Source organism: Nitratireductor sp. OM-1, from assembly GCF_003296175.1.
Lineage (GTDB): Bacteria > Pseudomonadota > Alphaproteobacteria > Rhizobiales > Rhizobiaceae > Nitratireductor > Nitratireductor aquimarinus.
In genome coordinates this window covers 2,815,500-2,839,356 of the sequence record NZ_CP029208.1, presented here as the reverse complement: position 1 = coordinate 2,839,356, position 23,857 = coordinate 2,815,500, and the positions used below count along the sequence as shown (strand labels likewise).

The window sequence follows — 23,857 nt, the reverse complement described above, 5'->3', positions numbered from 1 at the left end:
AAATCTGGCCCGGCATCTGGCCCGGAATTTGGCGAAGTAAACATGGCTTGCTCCCGGTCTCTCCGTTCCTGACCACAATACGGTGCCACTGCCCAACTGGATCACCGGGCCGGGCATCGCGCCATAACGCAACCGCCACGAGAGTGCTCAAGCGCAACACTTCCGGTGAGGGTCGACACGCATCGTCGTCAAGGCCGTTCCTTCATTGATTGCGCCACAGCGCAAAGCTTCCTGTACAACTGCCGAAACCGCCTTGCGGAGCGCATCCGGTTGTGATGCAAGAAGCCATCCTTATCGCTGGCTACTCCGTGAATATGTTTGAAGCAAGTCTCGAGATTCTCCTCCTTCTGACCCTGGCAGCCTTTTTTGCCGGCTTTATGGATGCAATCGCCGGTGGCGGCGGTCTCGTCACCATACCCACCCTGCTTCTGGCCGGCTTTCCACCGGTGCTTGCACTCGGCACCAACAAGCTGCAGGGCATGTTCGGCAGCGGAGCCGCGGCATACGCCTATGCCAAGGCGGGGCATGTGCGCATTTCCGACCAGATATGGCCCGCGATCTTCTCGTTTCTGGCCTCGATAGCCGGCGCGCTGGTGGCAACGATCCTGCCGGCCGATCTCCTGCGCGGCATGCTTCCGGTGCTCCTGATCGCGGTCGCGCTTTATTTCGCGTTTAAACCCAATTTGAACGACATCGACCGCGCGCAGCGCATCACGCCCTTCGTTTTCGGCTTAACCGTCGCCCCCTTTCTCGGCTTCTATGACGGTGCGTTCGGTCCCGGCACGGGCTCGTTCTTCATGCTCGCCTTTGTCGGCCTCGCCGGTCAGGGCCTGCTCAAGGCCACAGCGCACACAAAGTTTCTGAACTTCGCCTCCAATGTCGGTGGCTTCGCAGCCTTCGCCATGGTCGGCGCCATCGCGTGGAAGGTCGGGCTGATGATGGGACTGGCGCAGATCGCCGGCGCGCGCATCGGTGCAGCCTTCGCCATGAAGAAGGGTTCGCGCGTCATCAAGCCGCTTCTGGTGATCACCTGTCTGGCGCTTGCGGTTCGTCTCCTGATGGATCCCGAGAACCCGCTGCTGCGGTCTATTGGCCTATAGGCCCGATCCGGTCCTAATCTGATCCCCGCTATCATCACCATCGGGGATTCCCATGACACTCAACGCACCCACAAAAGTCGTCTTTCTGCTCAGCCTGGTCATCGCGATCATCGGGGTCGTCGCAGCGTTCAATCTCCTGACCTTCGTGCCGATCCCCGCCTTCTGGATCATGACGCTGGCCTATCTTCTGATGGTCGGCGGCTCGCTTTTGAAAGGCGTATAGGGAAAGACATCAGGAGCCACCGGCCTGAAGAGCATTGTATGATAGCGTAATCGGGGTGCGTTCAGGGTCAGGCCCCTAGCGGGCGGCAGCAAGCAGCGCGTCGCAGTCCAGATGCTCTTCAAGTTGCATGGCGATGTTATCCAGCGCCTGCTCGACCTGCGCGCGATAATTCGTTCCCCCCGTCTCGATGCCAAATTCCCTGAGGAATCGCGCCCGAAACGCGTCGGAGCCGAACAGACCGTGCAGATAGGTGCCCGTGACAAGGCCATCGCTGGATGTCGCACCGTCCGGGCGGTCGCCGATCATGGCCACCGGGCGGGCGCAATCCGCCCCTTCGGTCCGGCCGATATGGATCTCATAGCCGGACAGGGCCACGCCGTGGCGCGGAGAGAGCGCCTCCACCTCGCGCAGCGCCTTTTGCGGCTGCATCACCGTCTCCACATCGAGCAGCCCCAGCCCCTCGAAGCGCCCGGCCTCGCCCTCAAAGCCTTCCGGATCATCGACGCTGCGGCCAAGCATCTGATAGCCTCCGCACAGGCCGACAATGCGCCCGCCGCGCGCGTGATGCGCCTTCAAATCCTCATCCCAGCCCTGCCGGCGCAGAAACGCCAGATCGCCGATGGTCGATTTCGACCCCGGCAGAACGATCAACCCCACATCGCGCGGCAGACGCTCCCCCGGCGGCACGAACACCACCTCCACCTCCGGCTCCGCCGACAGCGGATCGAGATCGTCGAAATTGGCGATGCGTGAGAGCATCGGCACGGCAACCTTGAGCTTCGCCGGCAAATGGCTCGTCCGTCGCGCCAGCGTGACGGAATCCTCCGGCGGCAGGCGGCTTGCGTCGGCAAGCCACGGCACCACCCCGAAGGAGGGCCAGCCCGTGAACCGGCCAATCGCGGCAATGCCGTCATCGAACAGCGAGAGGTCACCGCGAAACTTGTTCACGATGTAGCCGACGATCATGCGCCGGTCTTCCTCGCTCAGGATCAGATGCGTGCCCGCGAGTGCGGCGATCACCCCGCCCCGGTCGATATCGCCGACCAGCACCACCGGCACGTCCGCCTGCGTGGCAAACCCCATATTGGCGATGTCACGGGCGCGCAGATTGATCTCGGCGGGCGAGCCTGCGCCTTCGACGATCACCAGATCGGCTTCTTTGCGCAGCCGCTCGAACGATTCGAGCACCGGCCCGATCAGCGCGCCCTTGCTGCGCTGATAGTCGCGCGCCCGCGCCGAGCCGCGCGAGCGGCCCTGCACCACGAGCTGCGCGCCCATGTCGCTCTCCGGCTTGATCAGAACGGGGTTCATGTCCACGCTCGGCGCGACCCCGCAGGCCAGCGCCTGCAGCCATTGCGCCCGACCGATCTCGCCCATCTCGTCGCCACCGCCCGGCATCGCGGCAATCGCTGCATTGTTCGACATGTTCTGCGGCTTGAACGGGCGCACATTGAGGCCCCGCCGCTTCGCCATCCGGCAGAGCCCGGCCACCAGCACCGACTTGCCCACATCCGATCCCGTGCCCTGCAGCATGATGGCGCGCGCCATGGTCATCCCCGTCTTCATCCTGTCCGCGCGCCCATACTGTCCGTGTTTGATGCACAGCGCCTGTGCCACACCTCGCATTGCGCGGCCCACTCAATGCACTAAACTGATCCGACTGGGAAGATTTTCCATTTCGGGAGGACGTCATGGACGCCAATGCTTCGTCTGGCGCAGAGCAGTTCGAGCTGAATGCCGATCAGCGCGCCATTCAGGAAATGACGGAGAGCTTCGCCGCCGACCGTGTTGCCCCCAACGCGCTCGACTGGGACCGTGACAGGCATTTCCCCGCCGATGTGGTGCGCGAGACCGGGCCGCTTGGCTTCGGCGGCATCTATGTGCGCGACGATGTGGGCGGCTCAGCGCTCGGTCGGCTCGACGCCGTGCTCATCTTCGAGGCTCTGGCCGCCGCCTGCCCCGGTTTTTCCTCCTTCATTTCCATTCACAACATGGCCGGCTGGATGATCGACACGTTCGGCAGCGAGGAGCAGCGCCAGCGCTTCCTGCCGAAACTCACCTCCATGGAGTGGCTGGCAAGCTACTGTCTCACCGAGCCCGGCTCCGGCTCCGATGCCGCAGCGCTCAAGACCAAGGCCGTCAAATCCGGCGACCACTATGTGCTGAACGGCACCAAGCAGTTCATTTCGGGTGCCGGTGAAAACGACATCTATGTCGTCATGGCCCGCACCGGCGAGGACGGCCCCAAGGGCGTTTCAACGCTGATCGTGCCCAGGGATGCGCCCGGTCTCTCTTTTGGCCCGGCCGAGTTCAAGATGGGCTGGCACATGCAGCCGACCCGTCAGGTCATCTTCGAGGATTGCAAAGTGCCCGCCGAAAACCTTCTCTCCAATGAGGGAGCAGGCTTCAGCATCGCCATGGCCGGGCTTGATGGCGGTCGCCTCAACATCGCCGCCTGCTCGCTGGGTGGCGCGCAATCGGCCCTCGACAAGGCGCTCGCCTACACGGCAGAGCGCGAGGCGTTCGGACAGGCCATCAACCGCTTTCAGGCGCTCCAGTTCAAACTCGCCGATATGGAGACCAGCCTCCAGGCCTCGCGCATGATGCTCTACACCGCCGCCGCCCGGCTGGACGCCAGGACACCGGACGCCTCCAAATGGTCGGCCATGGCCAAGCGTTTCGTCACCGATACCTGTTTCGATGTGGCCAATGACGCGCTGCAGCTTCATGGCGGCTATGGCTATCTGCACGAATATGGCGTTGAAAAACTGGTGCGCGACCTGCGCGTCCACCAGATCCTCGAAGGCACCAACGAGATCATGCGCCTGATCATCGCAAGGCAGTTGGTCGGACGCTCCTGACCCCAAAACGAGAACACGACGCCCAGCCCGCATTTCCGGAGGAACCCCAATATGGCAACCATCGCATTCATCGGTCTCGGCAATATGGGCAATCCCATGGCCGCCAATCTGGTCAAGGCCGGGCACAGCGTTCAGGGCTTCGACCTGATCACGGAGAACCTCGAAACCGCCGCCAGCAATGGCGTCACCGTCATGGCCAGCGCCGAAGCGGCGGTGAAGGATGCTGCCGTGATCATCACCATGCTGCCGGCGGGAAAGCATGTGCTCTCGGTCTATGCCGACATCGCCCCGAAAGCCGCCCGGGGCACGCTCTTCATCGATTCCTCCACCATCGACGTGGAGTCGGCCAGAAAGGCCCACGCCATTGCCGCCGAGAACAATCTTCTCTCCATCGACGCGCCGGTCTCCGGCGGTGTGGGCGGCGCGGAAGCGGGCACCCTCACCTTCATGGCCGGCGGCTCTGCCGACGCCTTCGCAAAGGCCAGCCCAATTCTGGAGCCGATGGCCGGTCGCGTCGTGCACTGCGGCGAAGGTGGTGCGGGCCAGGCCGCCAAGATCTGCAACAACATGATCCTCGGCATTTCCATGATCGGCGTCAGCGAGGCCTTCGTGCTGGCCGAGAAGCTCGGGCTCTCCCATCAGGCGCTGTTCGACGTGGCGTCCACCTCGTCCGGCCAGTGCTGGTCGCTGACGAGCTATTGCCCGGTGCCCGGCCCCGTGCCCGCCTCGCCCGCAAACCGCGACTACAGGCCCGGCTTCGCCGCCGGCCTCATGCTCAAGGATCTGCGCCTTGCACAGGAAGCCGCACAGGGCGCCGGCGCCGTCACGCCGCTCGGTGCAGAAGCCACCCAGCTCTACGCGCTTTTCAACGCCATGGGCCACGAAGGCACGGACTTCTCCGGGATCGTGAATTTCCTGCGCGGCAAGGAAAGCGGAAAAAAATAGTCTGCCGGCAAAAAAGATGCGTTTTTATACTTCCCGCTAACCTCCCGGTAACCATGAGGGGCTAGAAATGACGTCGAGGCGGATTTGAAGCCTCCCCGACGCCGGAACAGGTCTCGCGTACCGGTACGGGAAGTTTTCGCAGCGTAGCGTATTTGCGAAGACAGTGTATTCGAGTAGCAAAAAACCGCGTCTCTTCCCGCCCGAAGAAACGCGGTTTTTCTTTGCACTGGTGAGAACGCCGGGTGCACACACCCGGCTGCAAACCTCTCTACCCCTTCCGCAGATCCGCTTCCGCGCGATCAAGCGCTGCGCCGATCCGCTCGCAGGCCATGTCGATGGTCTCGCGCGTCCAGATCAGCGGCGGCGACAGGATCATCGTGTCGCCCACGGCCCGCATCATCAGCCCGCCGGAAATCGCATGATCGCGCACGCAGGAAGCCGCCGCGCCATCAACTGGAAAACGCGCCCGCGTTTCCCGGTCCGCCACGATCTCGATGGCCGCCATCAGACCAAAGGCCCGCACCTCGCCGACAATGCCGTGATCACCCAGCCGCGCCTGAAGCGTTTTGGCAAAATAAGGCCCGGTGTCCGTGCGCACCCGCTCGACAAGCCCTTCGCGCTCGATGATCTCGAGGTTCTTCAGCGCCACCGCACACGCCACCGGATGCCCCGAATAGGTGTAGCCGTGATAGAACTCGCCGCCCTTCTTCACCAGCGTCTCGGCAATCCGGTCGCCGACCAAAAGGGCCGAAAGCGGCTGGTAACCGGATGTCAGCGCCTTGGCTGTCGTGATCGTGTCGGGCTCAAGCCCAAGCCGCTCGGCTGCAAACCATTCGCCCGTGCGGCCATAGCCCGTGATCACCTCATCCAGCATCAACAGCACATCATGTTTCTTGCAGATGCGGTCGATCTCCGGCCAATAGCTTTCCGGCGGAATTTTCACGCCGCCAGCCCCCATCACCGGCTCACCGATGAAGGCGGCGACATTGTCCGGCCCGGCTTCCAGAATGGCGTCCTCCACGGCCTTCGCCGCGCGCAGGCCGAAATCATGATCGCTCTCGCCCTCTTCCCGCAGCTCAAACGCGTAGGGCGGCATCACATGGGCGATGTTCGGTACTTCGCCATAAAGCTGGCCATGCATCGCCGACATGCCGCCCAGCGACGTCGCCGCCACGGTTGAGCCGTGATAGGCCCAGTTGCGCGAGATGATGCGGTTCTTCTCCGGCCTGCCTTCCAGCGCCCAGTAATGACGCACCAGCCGCAGCGCCGTGTCATTGGCCTCCGAGCCCGACGATCCGTAGAACACCTGGTTGATGTTGGCGGGCGCGATCTCCGCCAGTTTCTGCGCCAGAAGCACCGGCGTCGGCGTCGTGCAGCGGAAGAAGGAATTGTAGTAGGGCAACTCCTTCATCTGTTCACAAGCGGCCTCGGCCAGTTCGTCCCGCCCGTAGCCCACATTCACGCACCACAGCCCCGCCATGCCGTCGAGGATTTCATTGCCCTCCGTGTCATAGACGAAAGGCCCGTCCGCGCGCGTCACGATGCGCGAGCCCGCAGCCCTGAGATCCGCGTGGTCGGTGAACGGATGCAGATGGTGCGCAGCATCCATCGCCTGAAGCTGATCCAGGGAAAAATTCTTGTATGTCATAGACTTGCTCTCTTCGCTTGAATTCATTCGGCAAGGCCGAAAACCGGTTCAGGCGAAGAGCGGCGGTGAGTACCCTATGCGCGCGCAAAGCCGCAGAAGCTCCGTGTGCCGCGTGCGCGGCGACGGTCTGGCGGTCGGCAGTTTGGCGCTTGTCAGTGTTTGACGACGGCTCATGGCGCAAGTCTATCCCCGCCATCATTCGCCTTGCAAGATGCCTCCGCCAGCACGGCGCGTAGCGCAGCCCGTGTCTGCGCATCCGTCGCAAGGCTCGTGATATAGGGAAGCCCCGGCCGCCGCGCCGTCCACCCCGCCACAAGCAGGAGATCCATGCCCGGCTCGAAACGCTGCGCCAGTGCCCAGCTTCGACAGTCTACGGCACACAAATCCGCACGCCCGTCGCGGACGGCCCGAAGCGACTGGCGATGCCCGCCTGTTTCAAGACATTGTGAAAACAAATCAATGCCTTCTCCGGCCTCTCTCAGATCCTGAATCAAGCCGAGATAGCCCGATCGGGAGACCAGGTCATTGAACGCAAACCGCATCCCGCGCATGCGATCAAGCGGCAGGCGCGCCATGCCGTCCTCCGGTGCGCGCACCCTCATGGCGCGCCCCACCACATCACGGCGCATCACGATGGCGCTCGAATAAAGCGGCCCCGCACCGCCCTCAAAGGCGGAATAATCCGGCTGCGCCAGCACCTGCACGTCATTCGCCAGCCCCGCCTCCAGAGGCCCCCAGCAGGTCTGCGCCAGAAGCAGGTCCGGGTCCCGCCAGATCGCCTGCACATCCCCGCCGCGCGTCAAAGCATCCGGCGCGGCCACGCCACGGGCGCGCAGCCCGTCGCGAATGACCCGCCACAGCGCATCGGTTTCGTCCCGGCACTCCGGCCAGTCATACATGGGAAGGGCTGCCAAAGGCTCGCTCATAAAACCTTATCCGATGGCTGGAACGATGATGGCAAGCGCCCTACTCCTTCACGGGCCTTGCCGGAACCGGCACACTTCCCGTCCCGCTCATGGAGCGGCCATGGGCGCGCGGACGAAACGCGCTGGCGGCTTCCCGCGCCCGCCGAAGTACGGGATGCGGCACCGGCTCCTTCGTGCGAAAGGCAAAGTCCTTCGCCAGCGCAAGATAGCCCGGATAGCTGTACCCGTCATTCATGGCGAGCCACTCCGCCCGTCGCGCACGATAAAGCGCCGGCAGCCGATACCACGGCGCACCCGGCATCTTGTGATGGACCAGATGCAGATTGTTGTTCAGAAACAGCAGCGCCAGCGGCGAGCGCTCCACGATGATCGTGCGTCCGTCCGGCCGCTCGGACCATTGATGCTCTGCAAAGGTGCGAACCGAGATCAGCGATTGCCCCAGCCAGGCCGGCCCCAGCACGTAAAGCCAGAGCGGCATCCCGAACCCGAAAGCGACCACCGGCAACAAAACCGCCAGCCCCGCCGCATGCAGAAGCCACGCCCTGCGCACACCGGGTGCATTTTCCCGGATCAGCTTCATCTCCGCAGCGAGAAAGCCTGCCGTCATGATCGCCGGTCCCAGCACGAAGCGCCCCGCCATCGTGTTGTTGATCCCAAGAAGACGCCGCGCCCAGCCCGGCATTTCCTCATAGCGCCACCGCGCCCGGTAATAGCTCTCCGGGTCCTCGAACGGATCGGTCAGGCGCTCGTCTGCGTGATGGCGCAGATGCAGCGCCCTGAAACGGCGATAGGGATAGACAAGCCCCAGCGGCAAGAACACCAGCGCCTCGTTCACCAGCGCCCGCCGCGTCGGGTGGCCGTGGAGGCATTCGTGCATCAGCGAGCTCTGCAGCGCGACCGTCAACGCCAGAAGCGCCAGTGCCGTCAAAGGCCAGTCCGGCCACAGGAGAAGCCCCGCTGCAGCCCAGGCTCCGTAGCATAAGAAAATCAGCGCAAGCGTCGGCCATTCCACCGCCGCACGGCCTGCGCCCCGGCGTCTGGTTGTCATATTCATCTCTATCCCGGTTCTGCGCCGCACGGCCCCAATCGCCTCCCCCTCTCGACCCGGAAACGCGGCGCGTCGTGCATCCTGACACGAAACTGTCAGGGGGCCCCGGCACACGCAATGCGAGAATACGCACAATGCGTTGACATTGCGCACCAAGAGCATCAATTGTTTACAAAACTCATCAGTCGACGATTGAGCGCATCATGGACAGGATTGTCATCGACAAACGCGATCTTTCCGGCACGTTCCGCGAGCGCCTGAAAACCCTGCTCAAGCGCTCGGGCCTCAACCAGTCGGCCTTCGCCAGCGCCGTCGGCATAGACCGCTCGGCCCTCTCCCAGCTTCTCTCCGGCGCGTCCACACGCCTGCCGCGTGCCGAAACGCTCATCAACATCGCCGCCGAACACAAGGTCTCGCTCGACTGGCTCCTTGGCCTCAGTCAGGATGAAGGCATCACCGGCGACCTGCGCGAAAGCCTGGAGATCGCCGAGGCGCAGGGCGGTTTCAACGACACGCTGCTCGCCAAATGGCATGCCGAGGCCGTCGGCACCAAGATCCGCTACGTGCCATCGGGCATTCCGGATCTGCTGCGCACCGAAGCCGTCATCCTCTACGAAGCCGAAGCCATGCCGCAGCGCCGCGCCACACAGATCAGCGAGGCCCAGTACCGCGTCGATTACAACCGCAGGCCGGAAACGGACATGGAAGTCTGCATGCCGCGCCAGACACTCGAGCTCTTCGCCAAGGGAGAAGGCGTCTGGCGCACCCTGCCCGAAAAGGTGCGCGCCGAGCAGGTTGTGCACATGGCCCGTCTGCTGGACGATCTCTACCCGACCTTCCGCCTCTTCCTGTTCGACGGGCGCAAACGCTTCTCCGCGCCCTACACGATCTTCGGCCCCTACCGCGCCGCGCTCTATATGGGCGGCGTCTATCTGGTCCTCAGCGCCACCAGCTCCGTGCAGCGCCTGACGCGCCATTTCGACGGTCTCATCCGCGATGCCGAGATCAACGCCCATGAGGCCGCCGGTTTTGTAAAGAGCCTGCGGCTCGGCTGATCGCCTCCCAGCGTCCCGTCTGGACCTTCCGGGAGGATTGACGGGCATAAACGCCTCTCTATACCCTCAACGCCTGAAACAGCGCCGCCCGAATGGAGGGCACCCCATGCAAGCTTCTTCGATCCCCAATCCCATCGATGCCCTCATCGCCGAAAAAGGCGTTCTCCTCGCCGATGGCGCGACCGGAACCAACCTCTTCGCCATGGGGCTTGAGTCCGGCGATGCGCCGGAATTGTGGAATGAGGATGCGCCGGAAAAGATCGAGGCGCTGCATCAGGGCTTCATCGATGCAGGCGCCGACATTATCCTCACCAATTCCTTCGGCGGCACCCGCCACCGGCTGAAACTGCACAATGCGCAGGACCGCGTCTTCGAGCTAAACAGGAAAGCCGCCGAAATCGCCTGCCGCGTCGCCGAAAAGGCTGGCCGCCGCGTCATCGTCGCCGGTTCCGTCGGCCCCACGGGCGAGCTTCTCGAACCGCTCGGCGCGCTCACCTATGATGAAGCGGTCGAAGCCTTTGCCGAGCAGATGGAAGGCCTCAAGGCGGGCGGCGCGGAAGTCGCCTGGATCGAGACAATGTCTGCGCCTGAAGAGATCCACGCGGCTGCCGAAGCCGCGATCCGCGTTGGCCTGCCCTACACCTATACCGGCTCCTTCGACACTGCCGGTCGCACCATGATGGGCCTTGCGCCGAAGGACATTCACGGCGTTGTCGACGAACTCGGCCAGCCGCCTGTCGCCGTCGGGGCCAATTGCGGCGTCGGTGCACCCGACATCCTCGCCACCCTTCTCGACATGACCGAAGCCCGGCCAGAGGCCACAATCGTGGTGAAGGGCAATTGCGGCATTCCCGAATTTCGCGGCACGGAAGTCCATTATTCCGGCACGCCTGAATTGATGAGCGAGTATGTGCGGCTTGCCGTCGATGGCGGCGCGAAGATCATCGGCGGCTGCTGCGGCACCTCCTTCGAGCATCTGGCGGCCATGCGCACGGCGCTCGACGGCCACAAAAATCCCGAACACCGCCCGACCATCGAAGATGTCGTCGCCCGTGTCGGACCGCTGCGCAACAAGTCCGCATCCGAAAGCGGTTCCGCCACAGGCACGCGCCGCTCCCGCCGCGCGCGCTCCGGCGAGAGCTGAGCGCCGCCAGACCCTACGCCTTTTGGACGATATGTCCGCCGCCATCAGCGGGCATTGATTGGTGTATACTGATCAGCTCAAACCACACCGCACGCCTCAGGCAACATCTGGAGGATGCCGTGAGCAAACCCATTGGCCTCTATTGGTGGCGGGCGCCAAAAGGCAATTTCGGCGATGATCTTTCGCCGCTCATCGTTGAACACTATGCAAAACGCCCCGTGCAGCACGCCGGCATCAAGTCCTGCGACATGATCGCAATCGGCAGTCTTCTGGGGCAGGCAACCAAGCGGCGCTGGCAACGCGCACTCCGCAAGCCACTGCGCAGAACACACATCTGGGGCACCGGCTGCTTCGGAGACATTTCCGGTCGCTACCATCATGCAAGCGTCAGCGGCGTGCGCGGCCCGCTCACCCGCAGGATGATGAACCTCCCCGCAGAAACGCCTTTGGGCGACCCGGCCCTTTTGTTACCCAGAATTCTTGACCGCCCCGCCAGAAAGCACCGCTGGGGCCTCATCCCCCACATTCACCATCAGGAAAGCCCGCTCATTCGGGAACTGGCCAGGGCTCCCGGCGTCCACCTGATCGACCTCACAAGCGAAAACACACTCGAAATCGCCCGTGACATAGCCCGCTGCGACTTCGTGCTCTCCTCCAGCCTGCACGGCCTCATCGCCGCCGATTCCTTCGGCGTGCCCAATGTCTGGCTCCAGGTCGGCGCGTCGATGGGAAACTGGAAATTCGAAGATTACTTCCAGAGCGTGAACCGCACGGCCTCTCCCATCACGCAACCCGTGGACCTCGTTTCCCTGGAACAAACCGCAACCGCAGCCGATCCGGAAATCGTTTCACGACTGGCAGACGGTCTGGAGCGATCCTTCCCCTATTGAGAGCGTCCGCTGCCGCCTCCGTCGTCTCCCCGTTACACGCTCCCGTTACACGCCCCCGTTACACGCAAAGCTTGCTGGACCAAACGAAACCGCCTTGCCTGTCAGGCTGGGCGCGTTAAAAGCGATGCTTCGCCGAAGGCATCCTCCTTCCGCGATTGATTCCGGCAGGCGTTGAACATTCCGCCCGCCGCAAGGGGTAGACGACATGACGGTTTTTGCTTCCGGCGCACGCGCGCCGGTCAATCCGTGGATCGCGGAAGCGCGGGCGACACTCTCGCTCGCCTGGCCGATGGTGCTCACCAATCTGGCGCAGAACGCCATGACCACCACCGACGTCATGATGATGGGCCGTCTGGGACCGGATGCGCTGGCTGCCGGCACGCTCGGCTACAACCTCTATTTCGCACCGCTCATCTTCGGCCTTGGCCTGCTTCTTGCCACCTCACCCATGATGGCGACCGCGCTTGGCCGCAAGCTGCATGCGGTGCGCGATGTGCGCCGCACCGTGCGTCAGGGCCTGTGGCTCGCCATTGCCGTGTCCCTTCCCATCTGGCTGCTTCTCTGGCAGTCCGAGAGCATCCTCCTGTGGATGGGGCAGGACCCGGAACTCGCCCGCATCGCCGGCAGCTATGTGCGCACGCTGCAATGGGCGGCCCTGCCCTTCTTCGGCTACATCATCCTGCGTTCCTTCATCTCGGCGCTGGAGCGCCCCGGCTGGGCGCTTGGCATCATGTTCGTCATGGTGGCTTTCAACGTGCTGGCCAACTGGGCGCTGATGTTCGGCAATCTCGGCTTTCCGGCCCTTGGCGTTCCAGGCTCCGGCATCGCCACCACGATTTCGAGCACGCTCATGTTCCTCGGCCTTGCCCTCGTCGTTTCGGTCGAGCGCAATTTTCGCCGCTATCAGCTTTTCGGCCGTTTCTGGCGCGCCGACTGGCCGCGCTTCTTCGAGCTGATCCGGCTTGGCCTGCCAATTGCCGGCTCCATGACCTTCGAAGTCACGATCTTCAACGCCGCAGCCCTTTTGATGGGCCTTATCAGCGCGCCCGCACTTGCCGCACACGCCATCGCCATCCAGATCGCGTCGATCAGCTTCATGGTGCCGCTTGGCCTCAGCCAGACCGCGACGGTCCGCGTCGGTCGCGCCTTTGGCGCACAGAACCTCGACGGCATCACCCGCGCCGGCTGGACCGCCTTTGTCATGTGCATCGGTTTCATGGCGCTGATGGCGCTTTTGATGGTCACGATACCCGAACTGCTCATCGGCGCGTTCCTCGATCTCGACCTGCCGGAAAACGCGGAGGTGATCGGCCTGGCCATCACCTTCCTGGCCTTTGCCGGCCTGTTCCAGATCTTTGACGGCGCACAGGCGGTTGCGGCGGGCATGCTGCGCGGCCTGCACGACACCAAGGTGCCGATGGTCTATTCGCTTCTGGGCTATTGGGGGCTCGGCATGACGTCGAGTGTCGTCCTCGCCTTCACGGTCGGCATGGGCGGACCCGGCATCTGGATCGGCCTCGTCAGCGGCCTCGCCATCGTCTCGGTGCTGCTCTACGTGCGCTGGCTCCGGCGTGACCGGCTCATCCCCTGGCTTCGACCGAACGCGGCAACCTGAATTTGCCGCGTTTGGCCTCATCGATCAGCATGTTCGCCACCTGCATGCGCTCCATCGCATTGGCGCGCAGATGGGACGGCACACGGTCGGGGTGATTGTTGAAGGCGAAGTCGCGGCGGATCCGGCCAAGCAGGCCCGCATCAATGTCCGCATACAAGCCGAGCTCCCGGGCAATCTCGTCGGGATCGGTGGAAAGCGGCAGCGCTGCCGGTGGCTCGTCTTCCGCGGCGGCCTCGACCTCATCAACCGCGTCGGGCGTCTCATCCGACGCAAATGCTTCCTCTGCGTCATAGGCGTCCTGCGCCCGCTTGTCGGTGAAGTTGATCCGGCCCGAATGCAGCTCTTCGGCGACCGACAGATAATCGAGCGAGTTGAGGCTCGTGGCCGCACCGCCGGTGCGCTCTGCCTCCTCGCTGATCAGTTCGTCCAGTAAGGCCGCAAAATTGCGGTTTCCTCCGATCGCCATGTCTCTCTTTCCGGCCCCCTTCAGGCCCGAAGCGCACAAACGCCTCCCGTTTGCGCAAAGCCTGCCAGCTTCAGCCTTAGCCGGCTGCGGTTAAGAAATCCCCCAGCGAAAACACACTATTTGAACGAGCGGCGCAACGCACCCTGCGCGAGAGCTGCGCGACGCAGCTGCCTCCCCATCGCCCCGGACACAATCCGGGCAATCTTGGAACAGTAACATCTGTCCGAATCGACGCACGCCGCGTTACTCTCCCGCCAGTTTCAAAGCCGAGGAGGCCATGATGAGACCCGTTCTAACGACCGCCGCAATCCTTGCCGCGCTTCAGGCTCCGGCCTTTGCCCAGCAGCAGGACGCCTATCTGGACGACCGTTCGAGCCCCGAAACGCTCCTGCGCTCACTCTACAACGCGGTCAACCGCAAGGAATATGCGCGCGCCTACGACTATTTCTCGACGCCCCCGGCAAAGAGCCTCGATGCCTATCAGGAAGGCTACGCCAACACCGCCAATGTCGAGCTCGCCACCGGCGCGGTCAGCTCCGAAGGCGCAGCCGGCAGCATCATCTATTCGCTTCCCGTCGCCATCCGCGCCACCGACAATGATGGCAAAGAGCAGGTTTTCGCCGGTTGCTACACGCTTCGCCTGTCCAACCCGACAATCCAGGGCACGCCCTATAACCCGCTCCACATCGAGAAGGCATCGCTCAAGCCCGCAAGCGGCGATTTGTCAGATGCCCTGCCGGCAAGCTGCGGCGATGGTCCGCCCGACGAGACCGACAGGGTTCTGGCCGAGGCCAAGGCGATGTTTGCTGCGGTCTACGCCGAAACCTGCCCGCCACCGCCGGAAAATTTTGATCTGGTGGACAGCTACACCATCCCCTTCAACTATTCCTACGAGACCCTGGACACGCCCAAGCATGAAGCGCGGCTCTTCCGCTTCTATTGCGGCACCGGCGCCTATAACGAGATCCACGCCTATATTCTGGCCAGCCCGCAGGGCGGCGTGTCGCCGGTCCAGTTCGCCATGCCGGAAACCAGCGTTCAGTACGAGAATGGCGACAGCGACGGCAAGGTCGAGGATATCCGCATCGTCGGCTACACCGCCGAGAGCACGCTGGTGAACTCGGACTATGATCCGGGAACGCAGACACTTACCAGCTACAACAAGTGGCGCGGCGTCGGAGACGCCTTCTCTGCCGGTACATGGATCTTCCGCGAGGGCGCGTTCACTCTGGTGCGCTACGATGTGGATGCGTCCTATGACGGCGAGCAGAACCCGGTAACGATCCTCGACTATCACACCGGCCCGTAGGCCAGGGCCTCACGCATCACGGCTGCGCGAGCATCCAGTTCAGGGTCTCGCGCCAGTCGCTCATACGGATCGGCGTGCCGTGCGTCCCGCTCTCAAAGCGCACGAAGCGCACCGGATAACCTTTTGCCGAAGAACGGATTTTCCTGAAAAACGCTTCCTGATTTCCAACCGGGAAAACCCGGTCTTCGCTGCCATGCCCGAAGAAAACCGGCACCCGTTCAGCAAAGGCCGGGCTTTGCAGGAACGCATCGTTCCACATCGAACCGAGCAGTAACAGTCCGCCCAGCCGGTCGGCTGTTACCCGGTCCTGCGCCAGCCGCCAGCACAGCGCGCCGCCCATCGAACCACAGGCCACGAACACCCGCGCGCCGGGTGAACGTTCCGCATAATACGCGATCAGCGCCGCGATTTCCTGTGCGCCCCGCGCCTCGAAATCCGAGAAATCGGGCGACAGGTAGAGGCCGCCGCTCTTTGCCATAAGGTTCTTGATGCGGTTGAAATTGCCCCCGAAAGTGAAGTCGTCCACCCCCTGCCGACGGTTGCCGCCCTGACCATGCAGATAAACCACGATGGCGCTTGCACCCTCGGTCTTGCCCACCGCGACATGGCGCACCGTGCCCGCCTTGGTCTGCAGCGCCAGATCCTGCTGCGCGCGCCGCACACCGGTGGAGATGTAGCGCCCGTCCACGCGGCGCTCCGGCACCGCGTCGCGCCCATTGATGTCCCGCATCTCCCGATAGTCGACCACCCGGTAAGCGCCGCCATCGCTCGATGACAGAACCGCCGGATAGGCAAACAGCCGGTCCTTCTGCGAGGCAAGCTCCAGCGCCTGCGCGCTCATACCGGAGAAAGCCACCATAAATCCGGTAAAAGCGAAGCGAATACAGCTTCTTGCAAGAGACATCGCACTCATCGATTCAACACGCCGCCTGCCTTTTCCAGCGCCTCCGGCGTGTCCACATCCAGATGTGCGGCAGCGCCCGTCTCCACATCGACAATGCCGACCAGCTCCTGCTCCACCACATGCCGCGCGCCAGTGTCGCCCTCAAGCCGCGCCACTTCGGCAAACAGCGCGCGCGGCAGGATCACCGGATTGCCCCGCTTGCCGTTATGCGTCGCCCTGACCACCGCATTGCCGCCGGCCTTCACAAAGGCCTCCACCAGCCGGTCGAGATCCGCAGTGCTGATTTCCGGCATGTCCGCCAGCATCACCAGCGCGCCCGCCGCCTCCTCCGGCAGCGCCGCAATGCCCGCTTTCAGCGAGCTCGACAGTCCTTCCGCATAAGCATCATTGACCGCCACCGCCATGCCAAGCCCGTCGAGCGCGCCCTGTACGCGCTCCGCCTCATGCCCGAGCACGGCGACAGCCCCGTCGACACGGCTTTGTGCCAGCGCCGCTCCCGTGCGCCGCACCAGCGGCACGCCGTCGAACGACGCCATAAGCTTGTTGTGTTCACCCATGCGCCGCGACTGTCCCGCCGCCAGAAGAACGCCCCAGACAGAGGGCGCACGCTCCGCAATCCTGCCTTCACGCGGCTGCGGCCGCGTCGGGATTTCGGCCAAAAGCCCGCCAACGCCCATCCCGGCAATGTCCGCCGAGGAAAGGTCGAGCCCCGCCATCAGCCGGTCGAGCACCCAGTCGAAACCATTCGTCTTGGGGCTGCGCGCGCATCCCGGCGCGCCGATCACCGGTCGCCCTTCGATGGACCCCAGCACCAGAAGATTGCCCGGATCGACCGGCATGCCGACCCGCTCCACCGCTCCACCCGCCTTGCGGATGGCGGCGGGGATCACATCGTCGGCGTCGCACACGGCCGAAGCGCCGAAGACGAGCAGCATATCGCTCTCATCCTTGAGCGCCGTAATGGCGCGCGCCACCGCATCCGGCTCATGGGCAGGCCGCAGTTCGCGCGTCACATGACTGCCGGAGCGCTGCAACCGCTCCACCGTGATGCGCGCCGTCTTGTCGAGCACGCTGTCCTTCAGGCTCGGCAGCGCCGTCTGCACCACTCCGACGCGCATGGCCCTGAAGGGCCGCAACGAAAACACCGGCCCGTGCGCGGCAGAAGCCGCCCGGTCCACCTGCGCGGCGGAAACGGCAAACGGGATGATCTTCACCGTCGCCACCATCTGCCCTTCGCTCACCGCGCTGTAATCGGGCAGCGTGGCCATGGTGATCGCCGGATCGACGGCGTTCACCGCATCGACCGCCTGCCGGTCCACAATAAAGAGCCCCGCCTTCTGCGCATGCAGATTGACCCGCCCGGTCGTGGGCGCGCGCGCAGAAACTCCCTCCACCGCAAGCGTTGCTGCAAGGCGCTCTGCCGCCTGATCCTCGTCCAGATCGCCAGGCTCCAGCCGCGCCGCGATCACCGTCCTGACGCCTTCCGCCCTCAAAAGCGCGATGTCGGCAGCGCCAAGTCGGTGCGCCTTGCGCAGCCGCGTCTTGCCGGCCATCGTGGCATGCGCCAGCACCGCCCCTTCGGCCTCGTCAATGGATAGCGGTCCGAACTTCACGCCGATACGCTCCTGTCCCCCGGCCCGCGCGAGCGCAACGCCGCAATCACCGCGCCCAGCACGGCAACCGCGATCTCCGCCGGCGTTGCCGCCCCAATGTCGAGCCCGACGGGCGCATCGATCCGCTCAAGCGCTGCCGGGGAAACGCCGGCCTCCGTCAGCCGGTCGATGCGCTTTGCGTGGGTCTTCCGGCTGCCCAGCGCGCCGATATAGAAGCATTCCGCTTCAAACGCCGCCCGCAGCGCCGGGTCATCGATCTTCGGATCATGCGTCAGCGCGGCAAGCGCCGTGTAGGCGTCGAGCGGCTGGCGCGCCAGCGCCTCGTCAGGCCATTCGGCATGCAGCGCGACACCCGGAAAGCGCTCCGGTGTGGCAAACGCCGTGCGCGGATCGATGATCGTCAGATCGAAACCCGCAATCTTCGCCATCGGCGCCAGCGCCTGGCTGATATGCACCGCCCCGATCACCACGAGGCGCGGTTCGGGCAGGTGCACGTTCAAAAAGAAAGTGCGCCCGTCGATCTCCACCACACCGGACTTGCCGGAGCGAAAGGCGCGCGCCACCGCCTCGCCAAGCGCACCGGCCACCGTGTCGCCCTCGCGGATCACCCGGTCGCGCCCGTCTTCCAGATCGGTGAGCAGGATCGCGGCCCTGCGTTCGCGCCGCAGCGCGTTCAGTTTCTTCAGTGACAGCGGATCCACTAGCCGAGCCTCTCCACATAAACCCTGATGCGCCCGCCGCAGGAGAGACCCACTTCCCAGGCCGTCTCGTCGGCGACGCCGAATTCCAGCATGCGCGGCCTGCCCTCGGTCAGCACATCGGCGGCCTCCGCCACCACCGCGCCCTCCACGCAGCCACCCGACACCGAGCCCTCGAAATTGCCATCCGCATCGATCACCAGATGGCTTCCCACCGGGCGCGGCGCAGACCCCCAGGTCTCCACGACCGTGGCAATCGCCACATCGCGGCCTGCCTGCATCCAGTCCTCGGCGATCATCAGCGGATCGCGTGTCTCATCGGATTGTTTCAGCTCAGACATTGGCGTTTCTCCCGCCCTTCATATGGGCACGCTGAAAGTGCCGTGCCAAGTCCCCGCCCTGTGCGGGCGCATCCGTCAGCGCGGCGCACAGATCGCCAAGCGCATCGAGATTATGCACCGGCCGCAGCTCGTCCACATGCGGCAGCATCGCCCGCATGCCGCGTGCGCGCGGCTCGAACCCGTCAAAGCCAAGCAATGGGTTGAGCCAGATCAGCCGCCGGCAAGATTTCGAAAGCCGCTCCATCTCCCGCGACAGAACCTCGATATGATCGCGCTCCAGCCCGTCGGTGATCAGGAGCACGATTGCGCCCTGTCCCAGAACCCGGCGCGACCACAGCCGGTTGAAATCGCCGAGCGCCGTGCCGATCCGCGTGCCGCCGGACCAGTCGCGCACCGCTTCAGACGCTTCTTCCAGCGCCTCGTCGGGGTCACGCCGGCTGAGCGGGCGCGTGATGTTGGTCAGCCGTGTGCCAAAGGTGAAGCTGAAAACCCGCCGCCGCTTTTCCGTCAGTGCATGCAGAAAATGCAGGAAAACCCGCGAATACTGGCTCATCGAACCGGATATATCGACCAGCGCCACCAGCGGCGGCGCGATCTGTCGCGGCGAGCGGAATTTCGGCAGGATCAGGTCACCGCCGGTGCGTAGGCTCGCCCGCAGCATTGCATGCGGATCGATCCGCGCCCCATGCGGGTCCGGCCTGAACCGGCGCGTCGCCACCCGGTCGAACGGCAGAACGAGATCGCGCATGGCGCGGCGGGCCTCGGCCACTTCCTCAGCAGACATCTGCGCGAAATCCTTCTGGCGCAGAACCTCCATCGCCGTGAAGGAAAGCCGTGCGTCCAGTTCAAACTCCGGCCGCTTCTTGACGATCGCGCGGCGCTCCTCGTCCAGCGCATCCTCGGCGCGGCGGTCGCCGGCGCGTTTCTTCTCGCGCAGCACTTCCGCCTCGTCGCCCTCATCTTCGGTCCGCCCTTCATCGCGCTCGTCGCGCCGCGCCCAGTAGAGCCGGAACGCCGCATCGAACAGCGCATGATCCTCATGTCTGGAAATCAGGGTGGCGTGCAGCGTCCAGTAAAAGTCGTCGCGCCGCTCGACGCCGACCGTCACCACCGCCTGAATGGCGTCCATAACGGCGGCCGGTCCCACGCGCAGCCCCGCGCGCCGGAGCATGCGGGCAAAGCCGACGATCCTGTCGGCCAGCCGCGCGCCCTCTTCGCGTTCCGGTGCTCGTTTGTCCGCGTCTGGAGCAGCCGGCATGTCAGCTGGCCTTGACCTCTTCGAGAACGCGCGCGCCCTCGCCGTCTTCCAGCCGCGCAATGTCGTCCTGGTATTTCAGCAACACGCCCATCGTGTCCGACACCGCATCCGCATCAAGGCTGTCCTTGCCCAGCGCCGTCAGCGCCGTTGCCCAGTCGATGGTTTCGGCCACGCCCGGCGCCTTGAAGAGATCGAGCTCGCGCAGTTTCTGCACGAATGTCACCACCTGTTTCGCCAGCGTGGCGTTGGCGTTCGGCACCTTGCGGGCGAGAATTTCCAGCTCGCGCTGCGCATCCGGGTAATCGACCCAGTGATAAAGGCAGCGCCGCTTCAGCGCATCGTGGATTTCGCGGGTCCGGTTGGTGGTGATCACGACGATGGGCGGTTCATCCGCCTTGATCGTTCCCAGCTCCGGCACGCTCACCTGATAGTCGGAGAGCACTTCCAGAAGATAGGCTTCGAACGCCTCATCCGCCCGGTCGAGTTCATCGATCAGGAAGATCGGCGGCCCGTCAATGCCGCTTTCCAGCGCTTCCAGCACCGGGCGGCGGATCAGATATTTTTCGGAAAAGACGCCGCTCTCCATCTCGGAGCGGTCATGAATGCCCGCAGCCTCGGCCATGCGGATCTCGATCATCTGCGCGGCATAGTTCCACTCATAGACGGCAGACGAAACGTCGAGCCCTTCATAGCATTGCAGCCGGATGAGCCTGCGCCCGAGCCCCGCCGCCAGAACCTTGGCGATCTCCGTCTTGCCGACACCTGCCTCGCCTTCCAGAAACAGCGGGCGCTGCATGGTCAGGCTCAGAAACAGCACGGTCGCCAGTGCCCGGTCGGCCACATAGCCGCCTTCCGTCAGAAGCGTAAGCGTCTCGTCGATAGATTGCGGCAGGCCGCGGGCTGTCGTTTCGGACATCATTCCCCCATTGCTTCCCAAAGGGCTCCCCGGGTTTCCCGAAATACTCCCGGGTCGAGAGGCTACAATACCTGGTAGCCCCGCTCATGGTAGAGGAGCGGATTGCTTTTGTCGCCGATGCTCAGGCCGGCCACGCGGCCGAAATAGACCCGGTGCGTGCCGATTTCCACGGTCTGAACCACATGGCAGTCAAACACCGCCAGCGCATCCGGCAGCGTCGGCGCGCCCGTGGCGATGGTCTCCCACTCGGTCAGCGCAAAACGCTCTTCGGGCGAAAGCCCCGTCAGGCCGGAAAAGGCGTTGGAAAGCGCCTGATGGTCCGCCGTCAGCGTGTTGAGCGCGAAGATGCCATTCTTCACGAAGGCCTCATTGTGCGGATTTTCGCGGTTGAGGCACACCAACACCGTCGGCGGATCGTCCGAGACGGAACACGCCGCAATCGCCGTCACGCCGCGCAGGCCAGCCGGCCCGTCGGTCGTGACCACATGAACGGCCCCTGCAAAGCGGGCCATGGCATCGCGATAATGACGCGGTTCGATCTCGTTGGTCTTCAGCACAGTCAACTCTTTTCAACTCACATGTGCGATATAGGATTGCTGCAGAGCCTTACCAAGGCGCACCATCGCCCGACAGTCCAAAAAAGGAAAAAGGACTGCGCCAGAAAGTCTCCATCGACGAAAGCACTTTATGGCACAGTTATTTACCAGTTCCGCAGCTTTGCGGTTAACTTCGGATGCGGGCGGCCTGATTCTCATGCTAGTGCGTGACCGTGAAATGGGTGATTGATCTCCAGATATGCGTTGCCTCGCTTGCCTTCTCGTCTCCAGTTTTGCCGCGTTGACCGCGCCTTCCGCGCATGCGCAGGAAACCTCCATCGGCATCGCCGCGCCACTCAGCGGCAATTTCTCCATTCTTGGCCATCAGTTGCGCGACGGTGCCCGCCTTGCCGCTGAAGCCGGCGACGCCACCGCCATCGAGGCTGACACACGCTGCACCACCGAAGGTGGCGAGGCGGCAGCCCGCGCGCTGATCGCGCAGAATGTCGCCATCGTGGTCGGCTTCCTGTGCACCGACGCCATCGAGGCCGCGCTGCCGCTCTTTGCCGAGGCCGGCATTCCCGTCGTCACGCCCGGCGCGCGCACCGCCACGCTCACCGATCAGCGCGAGCGCACCGGTTGGCCTGTTTTCCGCACCGCGCCCCGCGCCGACGCAGAGCGCGACGCCGTGGCCGACATTCTCGTTCCGCGCTGGCGCGAGAATTTCTTCGCCATCGTCGATGACGGCACGATCTACGGGCGTGAACTGGCCGAAAACATGCGCGCCGCCGCCGAGCTTCAGGAACTGAACCCCGTCTTCATCGACACGTTCCGCCCCCAGCTCGACAACCAGATCGGCCTCGCCGGACGCCTGCGCCGCGCCGGAGCCACCCATGTCTTCGTCGGCGGCGACCGCAGCGACATCGCCATTCTGGCGCGCGATGCGCGCGGCATGGATTACGAGCTCACCATTGCCGGTGGCGAGGCGCTGCGCGCGGAAAACAGCAGCGTCCCCCTTGCCACAGGCACGCTCATGGTCGGCCTGCCGCACTGGGCGGACATCGTCTCGGATGACGTCAGGCAGACGCTTGAAGTCGCCGGCATCGTGCCGGACGGCTATGTCATTCCGGGCTATGCCGCAACGGAACTTGCCATTGCCGCCGCCCGTCAGGCGGACGCGGAAGCAGGATCGGTCTTCGACGCCCTTTCTTCCGGCACGTTCGGCACCGCGCTCGGCTCTCTTTCCTTCGACGCCAAAGGCGATCTGAACCAGGGTTTCTATCGCCTCTTCCGCTTCGAAGACCAGACATTCCAGGAGGTTGAATGATGTGGCGCACCGGCCCGCGTAATCTGCTCACCGATGTGGCGGGCATCACTGTGGGAAACCACACGGACGAGACCGTCAAATCCGGCGTCACCGCCATTCTGTGCGATGAGCCTGCCGCCGCCGGCGTTCAGGTGCTGGGCGGCGCGCCGGGCACCTGCGAAACGGACGCTCTGGAGCCGCACAATCTGGTCGATGGCGTCGACGCCATCTCGCTGTCGGGCGGCTCGGCCTTCGGCATCGACGCCGCAGCCGGCGTGCAGGCGGCTTTGCGCGAGATGGATCGCGGGTTCGAGATCCTCGGTTTCCGTGTGCCGATTGTGCCGGGGGCTATCCTGTTCGACCTGCCCAATGCCGGCGACAAGAACTGGGGCCGCTTCTCCCCCTATCGCGATTTCGGCTTCGAGGCCGCCATGGCCGCCTCGCAGGATTTCGAGATCGGCAGCGTCGGCGCAGGCGCAGGCGCAACCACCGCCGCGCTCAAGGGCGGGCTCGGTTCGGCCTCGACCGTGCTTGAAAACGGCATCACCGTCGGCGCGCTCGTCGCCGTCAATGCCGTGGGCTCCGTCACCGTCGGCGGCACGCCGCATTTCTGGGCAGCGCCCTTCGAGATCGGTGACGAGTTCGGCGGTCTCGGCCTGCCTCACCCGATGCCCGACGACGCGTCGAAAGTGTTGACCAAGCTGCGCGCCACCGCGCGCGGCAACACCACCATCGCCGTCATCGCCACCGACGCAAAGCTCGACAAGGCAGCTGCCAAGCGCCTCGCCATCGCCGCCCATGACGGTTTTGCCCGCGCCATCTGGCCGACCCACACGCCGGTCGACGGCGATCTCGTGTTCGGCCTTGCTACGGGCCGCAACGACACGGTCCTCGACATGGAAGGCGTGATCGACCTGAACGCCGCAGCCACCGCAACCATGGCCCGCGCCATCGCACGCGGCGTCTTTGCCGCAAAAAAGACCAATCGTGATATATTCCCGGTTTGGGAAGAGCTCACAGCCACCAGCAAGCGCGACTAGTTTCAGTTTAAAAGG

23 protein-coding genes are annotated in these 23,857 nt (G+C 64.2%); 11 read left to right on the top strand and 12 right to left on the bottom strand.

The features are described 5' to 3' along the window. Window positions 1-314: 314 nt before the first annotated feature. Together DEJ54_RS13610 and DEJ54_RS23390 are read left to right on the top strand one after the other, a co-directional pair. Window positions 315-1,100, top strand: coding sequence for a TSUP family transporter (locus DEJ54_RS13610; protein WP_113156280.1), 786 nt, complete (start codon window positions 315-317; stop codon window positions 1,098-1,100). 52 nt (window positions 1,101-1,152) lie between these two features. Then, window positions 1,153-1,323 (top strand): hypothetical protein, encoded by a 171-nt coding sequence (locus tag DEJ54_RS23390; protein WP_204360808.1) that lies wholly within the window; start codon window positions 1,153-1,155, stop codon window positions 1,321-1,323. Window positions 1,324-1,398: 75 nt separating this feature from the next. Here the strand turns inward: DEJ54_RS23390 and DEJ54_RS13605 are convergent, their stop codons facing one another. Continuing rightward, on the bottom strand, window positions 1,399-2,871 hold the full coding sequence (locus DEJ54_RS13605; RefSeq protein WP_113156279.1) for a cobyric acid synthase: 1,473 nt from the start codon (window positions 2,869-2,871) through the stop codon (window positions 1,399-1,401). A gap of 143 nt (window positions 2,872-3,014) precedes the next feature. Here DEJ54_RS13605 and DEJ54_RS13600 point away from each other — a divergent pair, with 143 nt between their 5' ends. Together DEJ54_RS13600 and mmsB are read left to right on the top strand one after the other, a co-directional pair. Next, window positions 3,015-4,184: an isobutyryl-CoA dehydrogenase gene (locus DEJ54_RS13600; RefSeq protein WP_113155042.1), complete on the top strand. Its 1,170-nt coding sequence runs from the start codon at window positions 3,015-3,017 to the stop codon at window positions 4,182-4,184. Between the two features lie 51 nt (window positions 4,185-4,235). Next, window positions 4,236-5,129, top strand: a complete 894-nt coding sequence (mmsB, locus tag DEJ54_RS13595; protein WP_113155041.1) for a 3-hydroxyisobutyrate dehydrogenase — start codon at window positions 4,236-4,238, stop codon at window positions 5,127-5,129. A 268-nt stretch (window positions 5,130-5,397) separates the two neighbouring features. Here the strand turns inward: mmsB and DEJ54_RS13590 are convergent, their stop codons facing one another. The 3 genes from DEJ54_RS13590 to DEJ54_RS13580 all read right to left on the bottom strand — a co-directional run bounded on the left by DEJ54_RS13590 (window position 5,398) and on the right by DEJ54_RS13580 (window position 8,751). Then, entirely contained in the window at window positions 5,398-6,777 is a 1,380-nt protein-coding gene (locus tag DEJ54_RS13590) for an aspartate aminotransferase family protein (protein WP_113156278.1), read from the bottom strand. A gap of 170 nt (window positions 6,778-6,947) precedes the next feature. Further along, window positions 6,948-7,703, bottom strand: a complete 756-nt coding sequence (locus DEJ54_RS13585; RefSeq protein ID WP_113155040.1) for a phosphate/phosphite/phosphonate ABC transporter substrate-binding protein — start codon at window positions 7,701-7,703, stop codon at window positions 6,948-6,950. Window positions 7,704-7,743: 40 nt separating this feature from the next. Continuing rightward, window positions 7,744-8,751 (bottom strand): fatty acid desaturase, encoded by a 1,008-nt coding sequence (locus DEJ54_RS13580; protein WP_162742302.1) that lies wholly within the window; start codon window positions 8,749-8,751, stop codon window positions 7,744-7,746. 203 nt (window positions 8,752-8,954) lie between these two features. Between DEJ54_RS13580 and DEJ54_RS13575 the strand changes: the two genes are divergently transcribed. The 4 genes from DEJ54_RS13575 (at window position 8,955) to DEJ54_RS13560 (ending at window position 13,455) form a co-directional block, all read left to right on the top strand. Next, window positions 8,955-9,806, top strand: a complete 852-nt coding sequence (locus tag DEJ54_RS13575) for a helix-turn-helix domain-containing protein (protein WP_162742301.1) — start codon at window positions 8,955-8,957, stop codon at window positions 9,804-9,806. Window positions 9,807-9,912: 106 nt separating this feature from the next. Beyond that, on the top strand, window positions 9,913-10,950 hold the full coding sequence (bmt, locus tag DEJ54_RS13570) for a betaine--homocysteine S-methyltransferase (RefSeq protein ID WP_113155038.1): 1,038 nt from the start codon (window positions 9,913-9,915) through the stop codon (window positions 10,948-10,950). A 119-nt stretch (window positions 10,951-11,069) separates the two neighbouring features. Then, the gene (locus tag DEJ54_RS13565) at window positions 11,070-11,840 is read left to right on the top strand and encodes a polysaccharide pyruvyl transferase family protein (protein WP_113155037.1); all 771 of its coding nucleotides are present in this window, start codon (window positions 11,070-11,072) and stop codon (window positions 11,838-11,840) included. 205 nt (window positions 11,841-12,045) lie between these two features. Further along, window positions 12,046-13,455 (top strand): MATE family efflux transporter, encoded by a 1,410-nt coding sequence (locus DEJ54_RS13560; RefSeq protein ID WP_113155036.1) that lies wholly within the window; start codon window positions 12,046-12,048, stop codon window positions 13,453-13,455. Here DEJ54_RS13560 and DEJ54_RS13555 read toward each other — a convergent pair. Then, window positions 13,421-13,921, bottom strand: a complete 501-nt coding sequence (locus tag DEJ54_RS13555) for a hypothetical protein (protein WP_113155035.1) — start codon at window positions 13,919-13,921, stop codon at window positions 13,421-13,423. The genes DEJ54_RS13560 and DEJ54_RS13555 overlap by 35 nt on opposite strands. A gap of 280 nt (window positions 13,922-14,201) precedes the next feature. On the opposite strand from DEJ54_RS13555, the gene DEJ54_RS13550 reads away from it, so the two are divergent. Beyond that, complete coding sequence (locus DEJ54_RS13550) at window positions 14,202-15,230, top strand: DUF1176 domain-containing protein (RefSeq protein WP_113156276.1); 1,029 nt, start codon at window positions 14,202-14,204, stop codon at window positions 15,228-15,230. Between the two features lie 16 nt (window positions 15,231-15,246). Here DEJ54_RS13550 and DEJ54_RS13545 read toward each other — a convergent pair whose 3' ends face one another. The 7 genes from DEJ54_RS13545 to DEJ54_RS13515 all read right to left on the bottom strand — a co-directional run bounded on the left by DEJ54_RS13545 (window position 15,247) and on the right by DEJ54_RS13515 (window position 21,517). Continuing rightward, window positions 15,247-16,071 carry an alpha/beta hydrolase gene (locus DEJ54_RS13545; RefSeq protein WP_371685890.1) on the bottom strand — a complete coding sequence of 275 codons (825 nt, stop codon included), beginning with the start codon at window positions 16,069-16,071 and terminating at the stop codon, window positions 15,247-15,249. 68 nt (window positions 16,072-16,139) lie between these two features. Then, window positions 16,140-17,747, bottom strand: coding sequence for an NTP transferase domain-containing protein (locus DEJ54_RS13540; RefSeq protein WP_113155033.1), 1,608 nt, complete (start codon window positions 17,745-17,747; stop codon window positions 16,140-16,142). Next, window positions 17,744-18,448, bottom strand: a complete 705-nt coding sequence (locus DEJ54_RS13535; protein WP_113155032.1) for an XdhC family protein — start codon at window positions 18,446-18,448, stop codon at window positions 17,744-17,746. The genes DEJ54_RS13540 and DEJ54_RS13535 overlap by 4 nt, the downstream gene beginning before the upstream one ends. Then, window positions 18,448-18,786 (bottom strand): XdhC family protein, encoded by a 339-nt coding sequence (locus DEJ54_RS13530; RefSeq protein ID WP_113155031.1) that lies wholly within the window; start codon window positions 18,784-18,786, stop codon window positions 18,448-18,450. Before DEJ54_RS13530 ends, DEJ54_RS13535 begins: the two co-directional genes overlap by 1 nt. Continuing rightward, window positions 18,779-20,044 (bottom strand): VWA domain-containing protein, encoded by a 1,266-nt coding sequence (locus DEJ54_RS13525; RefSeq protein ID WP_113155030.1) that lies wholly within the window; start codon window positions 20,042-20,044, stop codon window positions 18,779-18,781. Before DEJ54_RS13525 ends, DEJ54_RS13530 begins: the two co-directional genes overlap by 8 nt. Window position 20,045: 1 nt before the next feature. Then, window positions 20,046-20,960, bottom strand: coding sequence for a MoxR family ATPase (locus DEJ54_RS13520; RefSeq protein WP_113156275.1), 915 nt, complete (start codon window positions 20,958-20,960; stop codon window positions 20,046-20,048). A 62-nt stretch (window positions 20,961-21,022) separates the two neighbouring features. Continuing rightward, window positions 21,023-21,517 (bottom strand): flavin reductase, encoded by a 495-nt coding sequence (locus DEJ54_RS13515; protein ID WP_113156274.1) that lies wholly within the window; start codon window positions 21,515-21,517, stop codon window positions 21,023-21,025. Window positions 21,518-21,755: 238 nt separating this feature from the next. Here DEJ54_RS13515 and DEJ54_RS13510 point away from each other — a divergent pair, with 238 nt between their 5' ends. Then, window positions 21,756-22,823: a branched-chain amino acid ABC transporter substrate-binding protein gene (locus tag DEJ54_RS13510; RefSeq protein WP_113155029.1), complete on the top strand. Its 1,068-nt coding sequence runs from the start codon at window positions 21,756-21,758 to the stop codon at window positions 22,821-22,823. Then, the gene (locus tag DEJ54_RS13505) at window positions 22,823-23,842 is read left to right on the top strand and encodes a P1 family peptidase (protein WP_113155028.1); all 1,020 of its coding nucleotides are present in this window, start codon (window positions 22,823-22,825) and stop codon (window positions 23,840-23,842) included. Before DEJ54_RS13510 ends, DEJ54_RS13505 begins: the two co-directional genes overlap by 1 nt. Window positions 23,843-23,857: the final 15 nt, after the last annotated feature.